Source organism: Bacillus sp. Medicinal_06 (genome assembly GCF_056711665.1).
Genome location: NZ_JBWYHD010000006.1, coordinates 372,258 through 389,394, shown reverse-complemented (window position 1 = coordinate 389,394; position 17,137 = coordinate 372,258). Strand labels below are relative to the sequence as shown.

Sequence of the window (17,137 nt, the reverse complement as noted above, 5' to 3'; positions counted from 1 at the left end):
TTAGAAAGGTGAGTTCAATGAACATTATCTCTTTAGGTTATGAGACAGGTACAATATTAAGCATGATTTCACGTGAAAAATTATACGTTGACATTGATTATACACTGGGATCTATTATAGATGTAATGTCTACACCATTAAATGTTGATCCTAAGGCAATACAACCGGCGGTATATAATAAACAAATTATTTTAGCAAACGAACTAAATAAAAAAATTGTAGGAGATATTGAAGAGTTAGGAAGAAAAAAAGATTATATTATTATTGATTTATTAGATGAAAGATATAATTTACTACAATATAAAAATACTATGATTTTAGATAGTTGGTTATTAAAAGATAGTAATCTATATTCAGAGATTCAAAAGAACTCTAATGTAATTTCAAATGTTGATTTTATTCTTTGGAAAAAATATTGTGATGAGTTTATAAAACTTTTAAATACTCATTTTGCTAATAGGGTAATTATTCATGAAATGTACTTATCAGAACAATATTTAAAAGATGGTGAATACAAGGAATTTAAAAACATTAATAAAATTAGAGCGTGGAATACAAAACTTAAGCAGTATTATAAATATTTAAAAGACCATATTCCGAATGCTAGAATAATTAGTATTGAAGAAAATAATTATTCTGATTTATCCTTAATTAAAGTTTTAAACCCTGCCAAAAAGAATGAGAAGTATATTGAAAAGCTTGTAGAAGAAATACAAAGTGTACATCAAGAAAAGGAATACAAGTATAATGCGGCAGTTGTTATTGCAAGCTATAATGTTGAAAACTATATCGAGGAAGCAATTCAATCTGTATTAAATCAAACACTTAAAAATGTACAGGTTGTTGTAGTAGATGATGGATCCACGGATAAGACGCAAAGTATTATTAAAGATATGGCGAGTAAGCATACAAATATCATATATAAATTTTTGAAGAATACAGGAAGTCCATCAGAACCAAGAAATGTAGGTATAAATCTAGCTGATGCGAAATACACTACATTTTTAGATGGAGATGATTATTTAGGGCTTGATGCTTGTGAGAAAATGTATTCATATGCAGAGGAACAAAAGGCAGATTTAGTTGTAGGAAAAATGATGTCTTTTGTAGGTGAATCGTTCTTTGAATCCTCTAAGGTAAACCCAAGATTTGCTGAAAGATATAAGTATGAAAGTAGCATTGAAGGGTATAAGGAGACTCATATTAAGCATAATCCAATTTTATATTTATTCCCAAGTTCGTGCGCTAAATTTTATAAATCGGAATTAATTCAAAGAACTCGTTTTAATAAGCATATTAAATATGGAGAAGATTTCTTATTTGCAATTGAAAGCTTTTTTGATTCTAGAAAGACGATTTTGATTGAGGATTTCGTGTACTATTATCGTGGTAGACGTGAAACAGATAATGAGTCCACAACTCAACAAAAAACACTTAAAAATTTATCAGATTTGCAAATAGCATTGAGGGCGGTAGACAAAATTATCAATAAAAATGGTTTTTCTATCGCTAGGTTAGAGAAGTTCCATAATGATATTCAATATTATAGAATGTTAGAAGCAAATCAGCATATCGCTAATATTCTCGATTATCCAGAAAATGAGCAAGTTCAAGCATTGAAAATAATTAAAGATACTTTATTTAGTAAAGGTTTTGACCAAGAAAAAATAAAAATCTTTTCTATTATGAATTATGCTAAATTATCACTTCTGATTACTGAAAAATATGGAGAGCTAATAACTTTATCTCAATTACTTAATAAGGTTGCGATGTATGATTATGTAGATCAATTTCCTTTTAAAACTCTAAAGCGTAACGATAATTTTTATTTTTCTTTCATGTATAAGAAGAAAGAAATTTTAATTGATATTACACACGTTTTTGAATCTACTAAACTAGTTAATCGTTTACTTGATATCAAATTTATGGATAACCAAATGGTTTTAAGAGGGTTAGCTTATTTTAACAATATTTCAATAACGAATAAAAAAGACATTAAACATACTATTATAATGAAACATCGAAAAAATGAAGTAGAATATCGTTTTACATCAGACTATACATATAATAATAAATTTTCTTCTTCTCGTTTTAAGTATGGTCATGGTGGATATGAGGTTACCATTCAATTTGATAAAAATATTGAACCTGGTGGATATGACTTTTTTATTGAGACTGACTTTTTAGGCGTTCAAAAGAGTATAGCACTTGGAGGTATGAATAATAATTTCATTTATAAAGCAAATAATTACTTCATGGAAAGTGACAAGGGAAGATTTGAGATTATTCCTATTGTTAAGACCAGAAGTAAGCTGACTTTGAATTACAAAAAATTTAATAGCAAGTGGGAATATTTAAAAAGAAGAGTAGCTTCTAATATACGAAAAAAGCAGTATTCGATGAAGCAAATTAAAAACAATAATTATATTAGTAAATCTAAGAAATTAAAACTCTTTTTAGGAGTAGTAACAGAAGATATTTCACACCTATTACTTCATAAAAAAGAAATTTGGTTAGTAGGAGAAAAATTAGGGAATTCTGCAAGTGATACCGGATATTGGTTCTTCAAGCATTGTAGGGAAAAGTATCCTAACAAAAATGTATACTATTTAATCGATAAAAAATCTCCTGATTATGCTAAGGTTAAAAAGCTAGGACGCGTTATTCCGTTCTATAGTTTAAAACATATTATTTATTCTATGAATGCTAAATATGTATTTAGTAGTGACAACGTAAATATACTATTACCATCTAATATAAAGCATTTAAGAAAAGCTACACGTGTATTTATCCAACATGGTATCATTCTCCCTGGACGGGTAGAGAATGTATATCATTCCAATAAAGATTTGGCAGACTATATTTTGACAAGTAGTAATCTAGAAACACAAATAATTAAAAATCATTTTGGTTACAATAATGAAGAGATTTGGAATTGTGGGCTTCCTCGATTTGATACGTTACAAAATAAAGAGAAAGAAAAACGTATCATGATGACATTTACTTGGCGAAAAAATATACAAAATCTAGAGCAATTAATGGAAAGTAAGTATTTTACAGCAATTCAATCATTATTGCATAATAGTAAATTTATAAAAATGTTAGAAAAAAATAATATTATATTAGATGTATGTTTACATCCGAGGACGTGTCAACTTTTAGAAGAGGATAATTCAGGTATCTTAAATAGCTTGAAAACATCACCCAATATTGAAATTCACGATTTTAATAAAGCAAATGTAAGGGAATTAATCGAAAGAAGTTCTCTAATGTTGACGGACTATTCAAGTATTTCTTTTGATTTTGTATACCTTGAGAAACCAATTATTAATTACTTGTTCCAAAATAATACGCCAATTTCTGAAGAAAATATTAAAAACGTATTACCAGGATATGTGTCTTATTCAGAAGATGATGTAATTCATGCTGTAGAAGCATACTTAGTAAAACAAAGACAGCTTAAGAAAATTAATAAGAAACATTATATTAAATATGATGATGGACGTAACTGTGATAGACTTGTGAAATTTGCTAGTGGGAGTCGATGATTTGTGAAAATCTGCGTAATAGGCCTAGGTTATATCGGTCTCCCTACTTCCGCCATGTTTGCAAAACATGGCGCTGAAGTAGTGGGGGTTGATATTAATCCAGGTGTTGTAGACAAATTAAACCGAGGAGAAATTCATATTGAAGAGCCGGGACTTGGAGAGATTGTGAAAGAAGCAGTAAATAAAGGGATGTTACGTGCCTCGCTTACACCGGAAGCGGCAGATGTTTTTATTGTTTCTGTTCCAACTCCAAATTCCGAAGATCAGTATAAGTCATGTGATTTGACTGGTGTATTGATGGCAGTAAAGAAAATTCTCTCTCACGTTAAACCGGGGAACGTATTAATAGTAGAATCAACAATTGCACCACGAAGTATGGATGATTATGTAAGGCCTTTAGTTGAAGAGGCTGGTTTTATAGTTGGTAAAGATATATATTTAGTGCATTGTCCAGAAAGAGTACTCCCAGGGAAAATTATGGAGGAAATTGTTTTTAATAATAGAATTGTAGGCGGAATAACGCCCAATTGTGCCCGAATGGGTGCAAAGGTATATGAAACGTTTGTACAAGGTGAAATAGTTGAAACGGATGCAAAAACAGCAGAAATGTCTAAGTTGATGGAAAATACGTTCAGAGATGTGAATATTGCACTGTCAAATGAATTGGCAAAGGTGTGTAATAAATTAGAAATCAATGTATTGGATGTTATTGAAATGGCAAATAAGCATCCACGTGTAAATTTACATCAACCAGGCCCTGGGGTCGGTGGGCATTGTTTAGCTGTCGATCCATATTTTATTGTAGCGAAAGCTCCAGAATTGACAAATGTTATTCAAATTTCCCGAGATACAAACATTTCTATGCCTTCCTATGTTGTAGAGAATGTTAGGCAATTACTTAAGGGGATTGAGAAACCAAAAGTTGCCGTGTTTGGTGTGACTTATAAGGGAAATACAGATGATCTGAGAGAGAGCCCGGCACTAGAAATTCTTGATTTACTGCATGAAGAAGGATACACAGTTACAATTCATGATCCATACATTCAAGCGAGTTTCTTTAAAACATTATCAGCGGAAGATGCGGTAGAGGCAGCAGATTTACTTCTTGTATTAGCAGATCATAGTGAGTTTAGCAGTATGGATTATAACAAATTAGCTTCTAAAATGAGACAACCATTTCTTTTTGATACTCGTAACTGTATAAAAGAAAATCTGGAAAGTAATATGAAGATTATTCATTTTGGGAATTTATACAAGGTGTTGCAGGAAAATGAGGTTACTGTATGAAAGCAATAAAGAGTGTTTTGCGTGAACAATTAGATAATTTATATTTAATGGGAAGGCTTTCTTCGTATGAGATCAAGCAACAATATGCGGCAAGTACGTTAGGTGTTATATGGGTATTTTTAAATCCGTTAACGCAAATTTTAGTATATTGGTTAGTATTTGGTTTAGGCATTCGAGGTGGAGCGCCTGTAGAAGGGGTTCCTTTCTTTGTCTGGATGATATGTGGAATTATTCCGTGGTTTTTCATTAATGGTTCAATTATCCAAGGTTCAAATTCTATTTATGCCAAACTGAGTACAGTTTCTAAAATGAATTTTCCATTGAGTGTAATCCCAACTTATGTCATATTGTCGCAATTATATACACATATGATTTTACTTGGCGTGTTGCTAATTATTATCTTATTTATTAAAGGACTAAGTTTTCTTAGTATCGTTGGATTGATATATTGTATATTTTCTACTTTTTGTTTTTTAATTGCATTAGCTTTTATTACTTCCACAATTTCTACTATTTCAAGAGATATACATTTATTTATTCAATCAATTACAAGAATGTTATTTTATTTAACACCAGTATTATGGAAACCAAGTGAGCATATGAGTGGAATTTTTGCGTTCTTAATGAAGGTAAACCCATTTTACTATGTGGTGGAAGGATATAGACTATCGTTATTACACGGCGATATTAGCTTTATATGGTCACTATATACATTATACTTCTGGGGAATCGCTATTGTTTTGTTTGTGGTTGGATCAATGTTTCATATAAGATTCCGCAAGCAGTTTGTTGACTACTTATAAAAGGTGAATGATTCAATGAATTATAAAGTGAAGTTCGAACATGTTACAAAAAAATATAAGATGTACAACAAGCCTTCTGATAAGTTAAAGGATTTATTTTTTAAGAGTGAAGATGGTGAGTACCATTATGCTTTAAATAATATATCATTTGAAGTGCCAGAAGGAGAAATTGTTGGAATTGTAGGTTTAAATGGTTCGGGAAAGAGTACGTTATCCAATTTAATTGCGGGTGTAACAATTCCTAATAAAGGGAAAGTGAATGTTAAAGGTTCTGCAGCATTAATTGCGATTTCTTCAGGGCTAAATAACCAATTAACAGGAATTGAAAATATCGAGCTAAAAGGTTTAATGATGGGGCTTACGAAAGAACAGATTCGGGAAATTACGCCTAAGGTTATTGAATTTGCTGATATTGGAAAATTTATGTATCAGCCTGTTAAAACATATTCGAGTGGGATGAAGTCAAGAATTGGATTTGCAATCTCGGTTCATATTGACCCGGATATTTTGGTAATTGATGAAGCGCTGTCGGTTGGAGATCAAACTTTCACAAAAAAATGTTTAGATAAAATGAATGAATTTAAAGAAAAAGGAAAAACAATTTTCTTTATTAGTCATTCTTTGTCTCAAGTACAAAGTTTTTGTACAAAGGCCCTTTGGTTACACTATGGTCAAGTGAAAGAGTATGGAGATATAAAAGAAGTAGTTAATCATTATAGTGATTTCTTAAAGCAGTATAACCAAATGAGTGCTGGGGAAAGAAAAAGACTAAGAGAAGAACAGACATCACAGTTTCAGCATGGCTTATTACAAGAGCAATCTACGAAAATTCAAAAGCCTCGTCGTAACTTTAAATCGCATCGCCGTAAAGTGAAAAAGAAAAGTGCGATAGTTGCGGGGATTTGTTTCGCTGCGATAGCAGGAATTGTTACAGCAGGAATCTATTATAAGGATTTACTTCCATTCAACAAGGGAAATAAAGATGTAGAAAAAGTTGTTTCAAGTAAGACTGTGACTGAAGAGAAGCAAGTTGAAAAAGAGCAGAAAAAAGACGAGAAATATATAGTAACCAGCAATGAAATTAGTATTCGTAAAGAAGCAAGTAAAAGCAGTGAACGCTTGGCTGTAGCAAACTTTGGAGATCTCTTTACTATATCTGATCGTAAAAAGGATGCGGAAGCAAATAATGAATGGGTACAAGTTAAATTGCTAAGTGGTGACACGGGATGGATGAGTGCACAATATATTACACCATTTATACAACAGAATAGTACAATTGAGGATTCAAAATTGGATGATTTACTTTCGTTGCTAAAACGTGTGTATGGGGCACAATTTCAGAATGCACCTTCTTATCTAGGAAAGACAGAAAATGAATTACAGACAACATATCCGAATGCATTAAATCCATTACAAAAGGTAGCAGGGAAAAAAGTTGTCAAAGATGGAAATATTCAATTTGGTATTTCGCAAGAAAATGTAGTAGATGTTACGTTCCAAGATATCTCGATGTCTGTTGCAAAGCTTCATGAATTATTAGGAAAAGAAAGTATAAGCAATAATGAAGAAAATAACTACTTCTATGAAACGAATAGTTATTATATTGCGGCCCGTTCAGATCAAACACATAAGGAAATTCAATCTATATCAATTGTGAAGAAATGATTGTGTTTCTTTTTTAGAGATTTATCTTTTTGAGTAAAGATAAATCTCCTTTTTTGATTGCGTGAAAAACGTATCACGATTAAGTATTACTATTTGCATTACATTGTTCTACTATCTTGTTAGCAACGGTATTTGCAAGCTTCTTGGCCATTCTTGGTACAAATGGTTTCATTGCACCATTAAAAACGAAAGCTCCTTTCCCACTTGCTTTCATTTCTAGCTCACTTGTTATTCGTGTCATTGATGGGGAGATTGCTTCAGCATGAAAAAATCCGTTCCCAATTAATTTTTTTGTTGGAGAAGCAATGGTAAAGCTTATTTTATCGGGTGCCTGCCATTCAGTAATTTCAACATTTAAGTTAATATAACGCTTTATTACACCTAAATCACCATGTAAACGCCAAGTTGAGTGACGATCATCAATAATCTTGTGTGTGACGTAACCGTTAACGAGTGGAGCCCAGTTATTCATATCACTAACAAAGTTCCAAGTATGCTCGAGTGGTACGTGTAATTCTACTATGTTTGATCCCTTTGCCATCAGTTATTTCCTTTCTTCTTGTCAGGGTTTCTTCTGTTATTCGGGAGTATTAAGAATAGATATTCCTTATTATTCAAATTCTATCATTTAATGTATAATCTTAATAGCGAAATTTACACAAGAATATTAAAAAACGTAGCAAAATTTTATAGTTTTCAAAGTATCTTTTGTTAGAAGTATTGTTTGCTTTAAAGGAAATCTCAATTTCTAAATATAACATTTAAGAAAATGCGAGGTAAAAAGAGATATATGAAGAAATCTTTGAGAATTATAGGGAAAACCATAAAATATTCAGTTTTTCTTTCTCATTTCTGTCCTTTATAATAATTTGTGAATACGACACTTAAGGTAAGTAGTGCTTTAAGCATACTGCCTTTCCCTAACTTGATATACACTCTTTTTCCAACCTCCGTGTCATTTGCTATTATTTTGTTATACCAAAAGTAGTATAGGAAAAAGGGTGTATCTTTTTTATAAGATGTGCATATAAGAGATGCTTTCAAAGGAGAGCGTCTTTTTTGTTTTTTCGTGACAAAAACGGGAGAGAATGGGATAATAAGGACAGTGTTTGGTGGTATGACCAATTTCGTGTATAAGGAGAGAGTTATATGTTAGATATTCAGCAAATTAAAGAAATTATTCCGCATCGTTATCCATTTCTACTTGTTGATCAAATTTTAGAAGTAGAAGAAGGTAAGCGTGCGGTTGGAATTAAAAATGTAACAGCGAATGAAGAATACTTTAATGGACATTTTCCAGATTATCCGGTTATGCCAGGCGTTTTAATTGTCGAAGCACTGGCACAAGTAGGGGCTGTGGCTGTACTGAAGAAAGAAGAAAACCGTGGTCGACTTGCATTCTTCGCAGGTATCGACAATTGTCGCTTCAAACGTCAGGTGCGCCCAGGTGACCAGCTTCGCTTGGAAGTTGAGATGACACGTGTACGTGGACCGATTGGAAAAGGAAAAGCAGTTGCAACTGTGAATGGTGAAGTTGCTTGTGAAGCCGAGATTACGTTTGCACTTGGTGATAAGAAAGAATAAGTATAGTATAAAGAAAAGATTCTTCTTTAAGGATGAATGAAAAGTTATTTCATTCATCTTTTTATATTTTAAGTAGCTTATTGATAGTATTTAGGGAAAACTGGAAAAAAATCAAAAATATCGTATAATAGTTTTGGACCAAGTAAAGTTTGAGAAATATATAGGTAGATTATTGTAATATTAAAATAGCTAGTTAGGAATAGAAAGAAGGTTGAAGTAATGAAGAAGATTATATTTTGGATTTTAGGTATTTTGGGCGTATGTATTGTCGGTGTAGGAATTTATGCATATAGTGTATATTCTTCTGTTTCAAGCACATTAGATAAGGTTCATCAGCCATTAGATCGTGATCATTCTAAGAAACGTACAGAAGAGGTTAAAGTAGCTGATTCAAAACCAGTTTCTATTTTATTAATGGGTGCAGATGAGCGTGCTGGTGATCAAGGGCGTTCAGATTCGCTAATGGTTATTACTTTAAATCCAAAAAACAAATCAATGAAATTGTTAAGTATCCCTCGTGATACATATACAGAGATTGTTGGAAAAGGGAAGAAAGATAAAATTAACCATGCTTATGCATTTGGTGGTATTAACATGTCTGTTAATACAGTAGAGAATTTCTTAGATATGCCAATTGATTATTACATTGAAGTAAATATGGAAGGCTTTAAGGATATTGTTGATGCAGTTGGCGGAGTAGATGTGAAAAATGATTTAGAATTCACGCAAGACGGTACGCATTTTGCAAAAGGAGATATTCATTTAACGGGTGATGAAGCGCTGAAGTATACTCGTATGAGAAAGAAAGACCCAAGAGGGGATTTTGGTCGTCAAATGCGTCAACGTCAAGTATTACAAGCTGTTATTTCTAAAGGAGCAAGTGTTTCTTCCCTTGCGAATTACGGTGATGTATTGAAGGCTGTCGAGAAGAACGTAAAAACAAACTTAACACAAGATCAAATGTTTGATATGCAGAAGAATTATAAAGATGCAATGCAAAATAAAGAAGAGATTCAAATTCCAGGAGACGGCCATAAACAAGATGGCGTTTGGTACTATTTCGTTCCAGATAAAGACCGTCAAGACTTGTCTAATAAGCTGAAAGCTCATTTAGAGTTAACAAAATAGTAGTTGTGTATAGATAAGAAGCCTAGTGACCTTGTTTTGGGGAATTAGGCTTTTTTGATGTTATGTAGGAAGTGTATTATTTTTTATATTTCGCTTTTGCCATGTAATTTACAAAACTCACAATAAATTTACAAAATATTTACGTTCCCACCCAAAAATGCTATGATAATAACGTGTTCAAAAAATGAACGGATGAATTGGGTTATGGAGGGGGACACTATGCAACAAGTTTTAAATGTGTTAGAGGTTATCAATCAAAACCCGCAGATGAATCAAAAAAAGATTGCAGAGAAGTGCAATATATCTGTTGGTAAAGTGAATTATATTATGAACGATTTAACGAAGAATCAATATATTTATAGCGAGAAAAAAGGAAAGTACATGAATTATTATTTGTACAAGAAAGGCTTTGATTATATGCAGCAGGAGTTAGCTGCGTATCAAGGGAAGAAGCTTCGCATTCATCGCAAAGAGAGCAAGAAAGTTACGCAAGCTGTTGTTCTTGCGGCTGGGAAACGTCAAGAGTTTGGGAAGCCATCTGGTTTGTTAACGGTTGGGGAAAAGCTTTTGTTAGATCGTAGTTTAGAAATCCTTAAAAATAATGGGATTGAAAAGATCGTGGTCGTTGTTGGCTACAAGAAGGAGCAGTTTGAAGGTTGGACAGGCCGTCATAATGTGCACTTTGTAGAAAATCCGAAATATAAGTGGACAGGCTCAATGGCATCTTTGGCAGCGGCTGGGGAGCATATTACGGATGATTTCTTATTAATTGAAGATGATATTTTAATAGAAGAGAAGGCACTTGTACAAGTGTTACATCATCCAGAACCAGACTGTGTACTCATTACAAATGAGAGCGGATCTGGTGATGAAGCGTTTGTTGAGATTCAAGATGGTTATCTTTATAAAATTTCAAAAGATATTCATCAGTTAAACCGCATTGATGGTGAGATGGTTGGGATTTCTAAAATCTCGTATGATGTGTTCATGAACATGTTAGCGACATTCCGTCATAATCAAAATCCATATGTGAACTATGAATATTTACTTCTTGATGCGGCAAGATTGTATGATGTTGGCTATGCAAAACTGCCGGATGTTGTATGGGCAGAGATTGATACAACGAAGCAATATGAAGTGGTGAAAAATAAAATCTATCCTCGTTTAGTGAAAAAAGAGGCAGAGTTTAAAGAGAGACAAATTAAAGGATATGTTTCGGAAGCACTTTCTATTTCAAAAGATGAAATTACAGATATTCAATCATTCGGTGGTATGACGAATACGAATTTTAAAGTCATTGCAGGCGGAGAGGAATATGTGTTACGTATTCCAGGAAGCGGTACGGAAGAGATGATTAGTCGCCGCGATGAAATGATGAATTCGAATTTAGCGAGCGACCTAGGAATTGACGCGAAGCTGTTATACTTTAATGCAGAAACTGGTGTGAAATTAGCGAAGTTAATTCCAAATGCTGAAACGTTAAATCCGAAAACGGCCAAACGTAATGACAATATGAAGTTAACAGCAACGATCTTAAACAAATTACACAGTTCAAATATCGTGATGGATAATACGTTTAATGTATTTGAAAAAATTGAGCATTATGAAGCGTTATTAAATAAAGTAAATGGTTCTAACTTCGATGATTATGAAGAAGTAAAGCGTCAAGTGATGCGATTAAAAGATATGTATGAGGCGATGAATGTTGTGCTTGCGCCTTGTCATAATGACACTGTTCCTGAAAACTTTGTGAAGAGTGGCGAAGACAAAGTGTACTTAATTGATTGGGAATATGGCGGCATGAACGATCCGATGTGGGATATCGCTGCGCATAGTTTAGAATGTGGATTTTCTTTAGAAGATGATGAGTTGTTTTTAGATTACTATTTTCATGGACAAGTAGATGAGTCTTGTAAAGAAAGAATATTGATGAATAAGATTTTCCAAGATTTCTTATGGAGTATTTGGACAAAGATTAAAGAAGCAACTGGAAGCGACTTTGGGACATATGGACTGGATCGCTATAATCGTGCGAAGGAAAACTTACAGCTCTGCTTAGAGCTTGAGTGTGAGGTATTACAATGAGAAAAGTACAAAGTAAAGGCATATTTTATGGGATCTTTTCTGGTTTTGCTTGGGCTGTAGATACGGTATTGATTGGAATTATCTTATCTTCACAACTGATGTTAGCAACAGAACAAGTTGTGTTCCTTGCTCCTTTAGTGAGTACGTTCTTACACGACTTTATGTCAACGTTATGGATGATGTTATATATGGGAATAAAGGGGCAGTTAAAAACAGCCCTTTCTAAGCTGAAGACAAGAAGCGGGCGGTTCGTTATGTTAGGAGCACTTATGGGTGGACCGATTGGGATGACGTTTTATGTATTAGCTGTTAAGTATATCGGGGCTTCTTATACAGCTGCGATTTCAGCTGTCTATCCAGCGGTTGGTGCGTTTTTTGCATTTGTGTTCTTGAAAGATCGTCTTCGTTCGTGGAATTGGCTCGGTCTTATCATTAGTATTACATTCATTATTGTACTTGGATTTACAGGCGATGGTTTTGCAACTGAAAACTATATGTTAGGATTTATTTTCGTCCTCATTTGTATCGTTGGCTGGGGCTTAGAATGTGTAATCTGTGCGTACGGTATGAAAGATGAAGAAGTATCTCCAGAAGAGGCGCTTCAAATTCGTCAGCTTGTTTCAGCGGTGACATATGGCCTTGTTATTTTACCTTCAGTTGGAGGACATTTCTTAACAAAACAAGTTGTGATGAGCAGCGAGTTTATGTTAATTATTGTGATTGCGTTAGTGGGAACAGCTTCTTACGTGTTCTACTATAAGGCAATTCATGAAATTGGACCGACAAAAGCAATGGCGCTTAACATTACGTATTCGGCATGGGCGGTTGTCATTTCTATGTTAGCATTAGGAGCACCTTTCTCATGGAAGTTAATTATTTGTTGTATTGCGATTCTTGTAGGAGCTGTATTAACAGTTGCAGATCTAACTGAGTTTATGAAAGCGAAAAAATATAGAGGTGAAGTAACGTGAGAGCGATTTTATTAGCAGCAGGTATGGGAACTCGTTTACGTCCATTAACGTTAACGACTCCAAAATCATTAGTAGAGGTAAACGGCAAGCCGATGTTAGAGCGCCAAATTGAATATTTACAAGAAGTCGGTGTGGAAGAAATTATTGTCGTAACAGGCTACTTAGCAGAGAAATTCGATTATCTTATTGATAAATATAATGTAAAGCTTGTACACAATGACAAATATAATGTGTATAACAACATTTATACAATGTACTTAGTTCGTGAATACCTGCAAGATGCATATGTAATGGATGCGGATGTTTATTTACACCGTAATATCTTTACCCGAAATCCGAAATCATCTTTATACTTTAGTGCGAAGAAAGAAGATTTCCGTAATGAATGGATTATTAAGCATGACGAAAATCGTAAAGTATACGATATTGAAATCGGTGACGGTGATGATGACTACATCTTATGTGGTATTTCATATTGGTCGAAAGAAGACGGCGTCCATATTGTGAAAAAACTAGAAGAAGTAGTAGATCAAGAAGATTTCACTGAACTATACTGGGATAATATTGTAAAAGACAACATTCAAGATTTAAATGTTCACTTGTACAAAATCGGTAGCAATGATAGTTTTGAAATTGATTCTATCGAGGACTTGAAGAAAGTAGAAGAAAAGTTAGCTGTTTTAGCGAACTAACAATTGGTGATGGTTTTATGAAATAATTGGAATTTTCCTTGCCATATAAAATAAAAGTAGATAAGCTATATTCTATAGATTAAAAAAATGAAAAGTTGGGTGGAAAATATGGGTTCTATTTTAGTTTGTGGCGGAGCTGGTTATATTGGTTCTCACGCTGTGAAAAAGTTAGTGGATGAAGGAAAATCTGTAATCGTAGTAGATAACTTGCAAACAGGTCATGAAGATGCAATTGCAGAAGGCGTGAAATTTTATAAAGGCGATCTTCGCGATAAAGGTTTCTTAAGAGACGTGTTTAAACAAGAAACAATTGACGCAGTGATGCATTTTGCAGCGGACTCTTTAGTTGGTGTGAGCATGGAAAAACCGCTTCAATACTATAATAACAACGTATATGGTGCACTATGCTTACTAGAGGTAATGGATGAGTTTAAAATTGATAAATTTATCTTCTCATCAACTGCCGCAACATATGGAGATGTAGATGTTGCGTTAATTTCAGAAGAAACACCGACAAATCCTACGAACACATATGGTGAAACAAAATTAGCGATTGAAAAAATGTTACATTGGTATAGCCAAGCTTCTAATTTAAAATATAAAATCTTTAGATACTTTAACGTAGCTGGTGCAACGCCAAGCGGTATCATCGGTGAAGACCATCGCCCTGAAACGCATTTAATTCCGCTTGTACTGCAAGTAGCTTTAGGACAACGCGAGAAAATCATGATGTTTGGTGATGATTATAATACACCAGATGGTACATGTATTCGTGACTATATCCATGTTGATGATTTAGTAGCAGCTCACTTCCTTGGACTTCAAGATTTACAAAATGGCGGAGACAGTGACTTTTATAACTTAGGTAACGGAAACGGATTTAGTGTAAAAGAAATTGTTGAAGCAGTTCGTGAAGTAACAAATCATGAAATTCCAGCAGAAGTTGCGCCAAGAAGAGCTGGAGACCCAGCGCGCCTTGTTGCATCTTCTCAAAAAGCAAAAGAAAAATTAGGCTGGAATCCGCAATATACAGATGTGAAAACAATTATTGAACATGCGTGGAATTGGCATCAAAGCAAGCCGCATGGATATGAGAAGTAAAAATGATGTATAGAAGAGAGTGTATTGTCGTTCAACATATGTTCGACAATGCACTCTCTTTTTGCATAAGATATTTGCTATACTAAAATGTACTGCGAAAGGAGGGTATATATATGAAGATACTTGTTGTTGATGATGAATCGAGCATTCGAAATTTGATTCGTATGCAGCTAGAGATGGAAGGATATGAAGTACTTACCGCAGCTGATGGAAATGAAGCTTTGCAAAGATGGAATGAAGAGCCGGATGTATTGATTTTAGATGTGATGCTTCCAGATACGGATGGTTATGAATTGCTTCGCGTATTTAGGGAGAAGGACCGAGATATTCCTGTACTTATGTTAACGGCGAAGAGTCAGATGAATGATAAGTTGCTCGGACTTCAGCTTGGTGCAGATGATTATGTAACGAAGCCGTTTAATCATGCAGAGTTAATTCTTCGGGTGAAGAATATGGCCCGGCGCATGGCGAAGCGAGGGAGAAGTCAGCAAGAGGTGATTTGCACTGGTGAGATCGTCATTTATCCGAAGGAACGAAAAGTGCATGTGAACGGGGAAGAAATTGATTTAACGTACCGTGAGTTTAATTTATGCCAGTTGTTTGCTTCACATCCGCAGCGCGTATTTATGCGTGACGAGCTATTAGAGAAAGTGTGGGGTTTTGAGTACACAGGAAATACGAGAGCGGTGGATATTATGGTGCAGCGCCTTCGGAAGAAGCTTGGGGCAAGCGGTGAAAGTATTAAGACGATTTATGGCGTTGGATATAAGTTAGAGTGTTAAAAGGTGATAAGATGTCGTTAAAACGAAATATGGTACTTGGTATAGTAGGGTTATTCATTCCGATTTTGTTTCTTCTTTATACGGTAATTTACATTACACTAGAAAAGAATATGTATCATAATGCGGCAAGCTCTTTAGAAAAGTTAAGTGTAGAAGCACAAATTTATACGATGAACTATTTAGAGAAGGAAGCAGATATGGAGACACTTGGACCAAACTCACTGCTTATTGCTTCTTATTTAGCGAAGCGGATGGATGTTCGTGTGCAGATGATTGGGAAAAATGGTGATGTTGTTGCCGATACAGAAAAAGGAGCCTTGCTTTATAAGAATGTAGATATTGACCAGTCGTTACGTGGAAAGAAGGCATATGTGTTTGAAAATGGTGATCCAGCGCCACTTCTTTTATTCTCGAGTCCGGTTTATTATGGAAGCGATGTCATCGGAGCGATTCGCTTTATCAATGAATTACAAGATGAGAAAGAAGTGTTAACGAATGTGAGCTGGACATTTCTCATTACATCAATTTGTTTAGCAACTGGCGGGATTTTCTTTGCGATTCGTTTAGCGAAATCTCTTCATAAGCCAATTGATCAGTTAAGACAAATGGCAAAGCGGCTCGCAAATGGGGATTATAAAAGTAAAATTGAGCTAAATGAGTATGTAGAAATTGCCCAGTTATCAGCGTCTTTCAATGCGATGGCTGATGCGATTGAACTGCATATAACGCAGCTAAAGGAAGAGAAGGAGAAGCAAAAGGATTTCTTAGACCGAATTACACATGAGCTGAAAACACCGCTTACTGCGATTATTGGCTATGTAGATTTAATTCCGAAACTGGAGTCTTCGCGGGATGTAGAGGAAAGTCTTCATTATGTTTCGATTGAAAGTCATCGTCTATTATCACTCGTTGAGGAATTGTTACAATCTTCGAAGTACGGAACGAGTACGTTTGAAGTCTCTCCGACGATTGTCGATATAAAGAAAATTGCGGAAGAAGCTATTTCGATTGTGAAGCCTCGTCTAGAGCAATATGAGATAGAAGTTATGAATGAATTAATAGAGACACATGTCGTTGCAGATTTTGATAAGACGAAGCAGATTTTCTTAAATGTGTTTGATAATGCGATTAAATATAGTGATGCTACGCAGATGAGGATGAATGTTGTTGTAAATGAAGAGGAAGCAACAGTTCTCATTCATGATGATGGGATTGGTATAGATGAAGTGATACTTGCAGAATGGAATCGTTCTTCTAAAGGGAAAGTACTCTCTTCTAGTTATGGAAATGGATATGGTTTGTTCATTTGTCAGGAGATTATGAACAAGCAAGGCGGAAGCATGCGAATTGAAAGTAGTGAGGAAATGGGAACGATGATTGCGATCACATTTTTATTGCCAAGACGCATGGAAGATATAAAAAACTTGAAAGCGGTTAAATGATACATTTATGAAACAATTATGCGGTATTTTCGAAACAACGTTTTTTTAT

At 34.3% G+C, this 17,137-nt stretch carries 13 protein-coding genes; 12 read left to right on the top strand and 1 reads right to left on the bottom strand.

Going from position 1 to position 17,137, the window contains the following annotated elements; translation table 11 throughout:
• Positions 1 to 17: 17 nt before the first annotated feature.
• The 4 genes from AC1M36_RS17260 to tagH are packed head-to-tail and all read left to right on the top strand — an operon-like array spanning position 18 to position 7,303.
• Positions 18 to 3,548 carry a bifunctional glycosyltransferase/CDP-glycerol:glycerophosphate glycerophosphotransferase gene (locus tag AC1M36_RS17260; protein ID WP_336451585.1) on the top strand — a complete coding sequence of 1,177 codons (3,531 nt, stop codon included), beginning with the start codon at positions 18 to 20 and terminating at the stop codon, positions 3,546 to 3,548.
• A gap of 3 nt (positions 3,549 to 3,551) precedes the next feature.
• Positions 3,552 to 4,835 carry a nucleotide sugar dehydrogenase gene (locus AC1M36_RS17255; protein ID WP_336451586.1) on the top strand — a complete coding sequence of 428 codons (1,284 nt, stop codon included), beginning with the start codon at positions 3,552 to 3,554 and terminating at the stop codon, positions 4,833 to 4,835.
• Complete coding sequence (locus tag AC1M36_RS17250) at positions 4,832 to 5,638, top strand: ABC transporter permease (RefSeq protein ID WP_336451587.1); 807 nt, start codon at positions 4,832 to 4,834, stop codon at positions 5,636 to 5,638. The genes AC1M36_RS17255 and AC1M36_RS17250 overlap by 4 nt, the downstream gene beginning before the upstream one ends.
• A 15-nt stretch (positions 5,639 to 5,653) precedes the next feature.
• Entirely contained in the window at positions 5,654 to 7,303 is a 1,650-nt protein-coding gene (gene tagH, locus AC1M36_RS17245) for a teichoic acids export ABC transporter ATP-binding subunit TagH (protein ID WP_336451588.1), read from the top strand.
• 79 nt (positions 7,304 to 7,382) lie between these two features.
• Here tagH and AC1M36_RS17240 read toward each other — a convergent pair whose 3' ends face one another.
• On the bottom strand, positions 7,383 to 7,844 hold the full coding sequence (locus AC1M36_RS17240; RefSeq protein WP_336451589.1) for an SRPBCC family protein: 462 nt from the start codon (positions 7,842 to 7,844) through the stop codon (positions 7,383 to 7,385).
• 608 nt (positions 7,845 to 8,452) lie between these two features.
• Here AC1M36_RS17240 and fabZ point away from each other — a divergent pair.
• The 8 genes from fabZ to AC1M36_RS17200 all read left to right on the top strand — a co-directional run bounded on the left by fabZ (position 8,453) and on the right by AC1M36_RS17200 (position 17,088).
• Entirely contained in the window at positions 8,453 to 8,887 is a 435-nt protein-coding gene (fabZ, locus tag AC1M36_RS17235; protein ID WP_336451590.1) for a 3-hydroxyacyl-ACP dehydratase FabZ, read from the top strand.
• Between the two features lie 219 nt (positions 8,888 to 9,106).
• The gene (gene tagU, locus AC1M36_RS17230) at positions 9,107 to 10,015 is read left to right on the top strand and encodes a polyisoprenyl-teichoic acid--peptidoglycan teichoic acid transferase TagU (RefSeq protein WP_479846072.1); all 909 of its coding nucleotides are present in this window, start codon (positions 9,107 to 9,109) and stop codon (positions 10,013 to 10,015) included.
• Between the two features lie 219 nt (positions 10,016 to 10,234).
• Positions 10,235 to 12,100 (top strand): NTP transferase domain-containing protein, encoded by a 1,866-nt coding sequence (locus AC1M36_RS17225; protein WP_336451591.1) that lies wholly within the window; start codon positions 10,235 to 10,237, stop codon positions 12,098 to 12,100.
• The gene (locus AC1M36_RS17220; protein ID WP_336451592.1) at positions 12,097 to 13,071 is read left to right on the top strand and encodes a DMT family transporter; all 975 of its coding nucleotides are present in this window, start codon (positions 12,097 to 12,099) and stop codon (positions 13,069 to 13,071) included. The genes AC1M36_RS17225 and AC1M36_RS17220 overlap by 4 nt, the downstream gene beginning before the upstream one ends.
• Entirely contained in the window at positions 13,068 to 13,763 is a 696-nt protein-coding gene (locus AC1M36_RS17215) for a sugar phosphate nucleotidyltransferase (protein WP_336451593.1), read from the top strand. Before AC1M36_RS17220 ends, AC1M36_RS17215 begins: the two co-directional genes overlap by 4 nt.
• A 108-nt stretch (positions 13,764 to 13,871) precedes the next feature.
• Entirely contained in the window at positions 13,872 to 14,864 is a 993-nt protein-coding gene (gene galE / locus AC1M36_RS17210; RefSeq protein WP_336451594.1) for a UDP-glucose 4-epimerase GalE, read from the top strand.
• A 113-nt stretch (positions 14,865 to 14,977) separates the two neighbouring features.
• Complete coding sequence (locus AC1M36_RS17205; RefSeq protein ID WP_336451595.1) at positions 14,978 to 15,646, top strand: response regulator transcription factor; 669 nt, start codon at positions 14,978 to 14,980, stop codon at positions 15,644 to 15,646.
• 11 nt (positions 15,647 to 15,657) lie between these two features.
• Complete coding sequence (locus tag AC1M36_RS17200; protein WP_336451596.1) at positions 15,658 to 17,088, top strand: HAMP domain-containing sensor histidine kinase; 1,431 nt, start codon at positions 15,658 to 15,660, stop codon at positions 17,086 to 17,088.
• Positions 17,089 to 17,137 lie beyond the last annotated feature (49 nt).

Coding starts and splice junctions, on each gene's coding strand:
- fabZ (WP_336451590.1), top strand. CDS start 8,453: ATGTTAGATATTCAGCAAATTAAAGAAATTATTCCGCATCGTTATCCA.
- AC1M36_RS17205 (WP_336451595.1), top strand. CDS start 14,978: ATGAAGATACTTGTTGTTGATGATGAATCGAGCATTCGAAATTTGATT.
- AC1M36_RS17200 (WP_336451596.1), top strand. CDS start 15,658: ATGTCGTTAAAACGAAATATGGTACTTGGTATAGTAGGGTTATTCATT.
- AC1M36_RS17240 (WP_336451589.1), bottom strand. CDS start 7,844: ATGGCAAAGGGATCAAACATAGTAGAATTACACGTACCACTCGAGCAT.
- AC1M36_RS17250 (WP_336451587.1), top strand. CDS start 4,832: ATGAAAGCAATAAAGAGTGTTTTGCGTGAACAATTAGATAATTTATAT.
- tagH (WP_336451588.1), top strand. CDS start 5,654: ATGAATTATAAAGTGAAGTTCGAACATGTTACAAAAAAATATAAGATG.
- AC1M36_RS17220 (WP_336451592.1), top strand. CDS start 12,097: ATGAGAAAAGTACAAAGTAAAGGCATATTTTATGGGATCTTTTCTGGT.
- tagU (WP_479846072.1), top strand. CDS start 9,107: ATGAAGAAGATTATATTTTGGATTTTAGGTATTTTGGGCGTATGTATT.
- AC1M36_RS17225 (WP_336451591.1), top strand. CDS start 10,235: ATGCAACAAGTTTTAAATGTGTTAGAGGTTATCAATCAAAACCCGCAG.
- AC1M36_RS17260 (WP_336451585.1), top strand. CDS start 18: ATGAACATTATCTCTTTAGGTTATGAGACAGGTACAATATTAAGCATG.
- galE (WP_336451594.1), top strand. CDS start 13,872: ATGGGTTCTATTTTAGTTTGTGGCGGAGCTGGTTATATTGGTTCTCAC.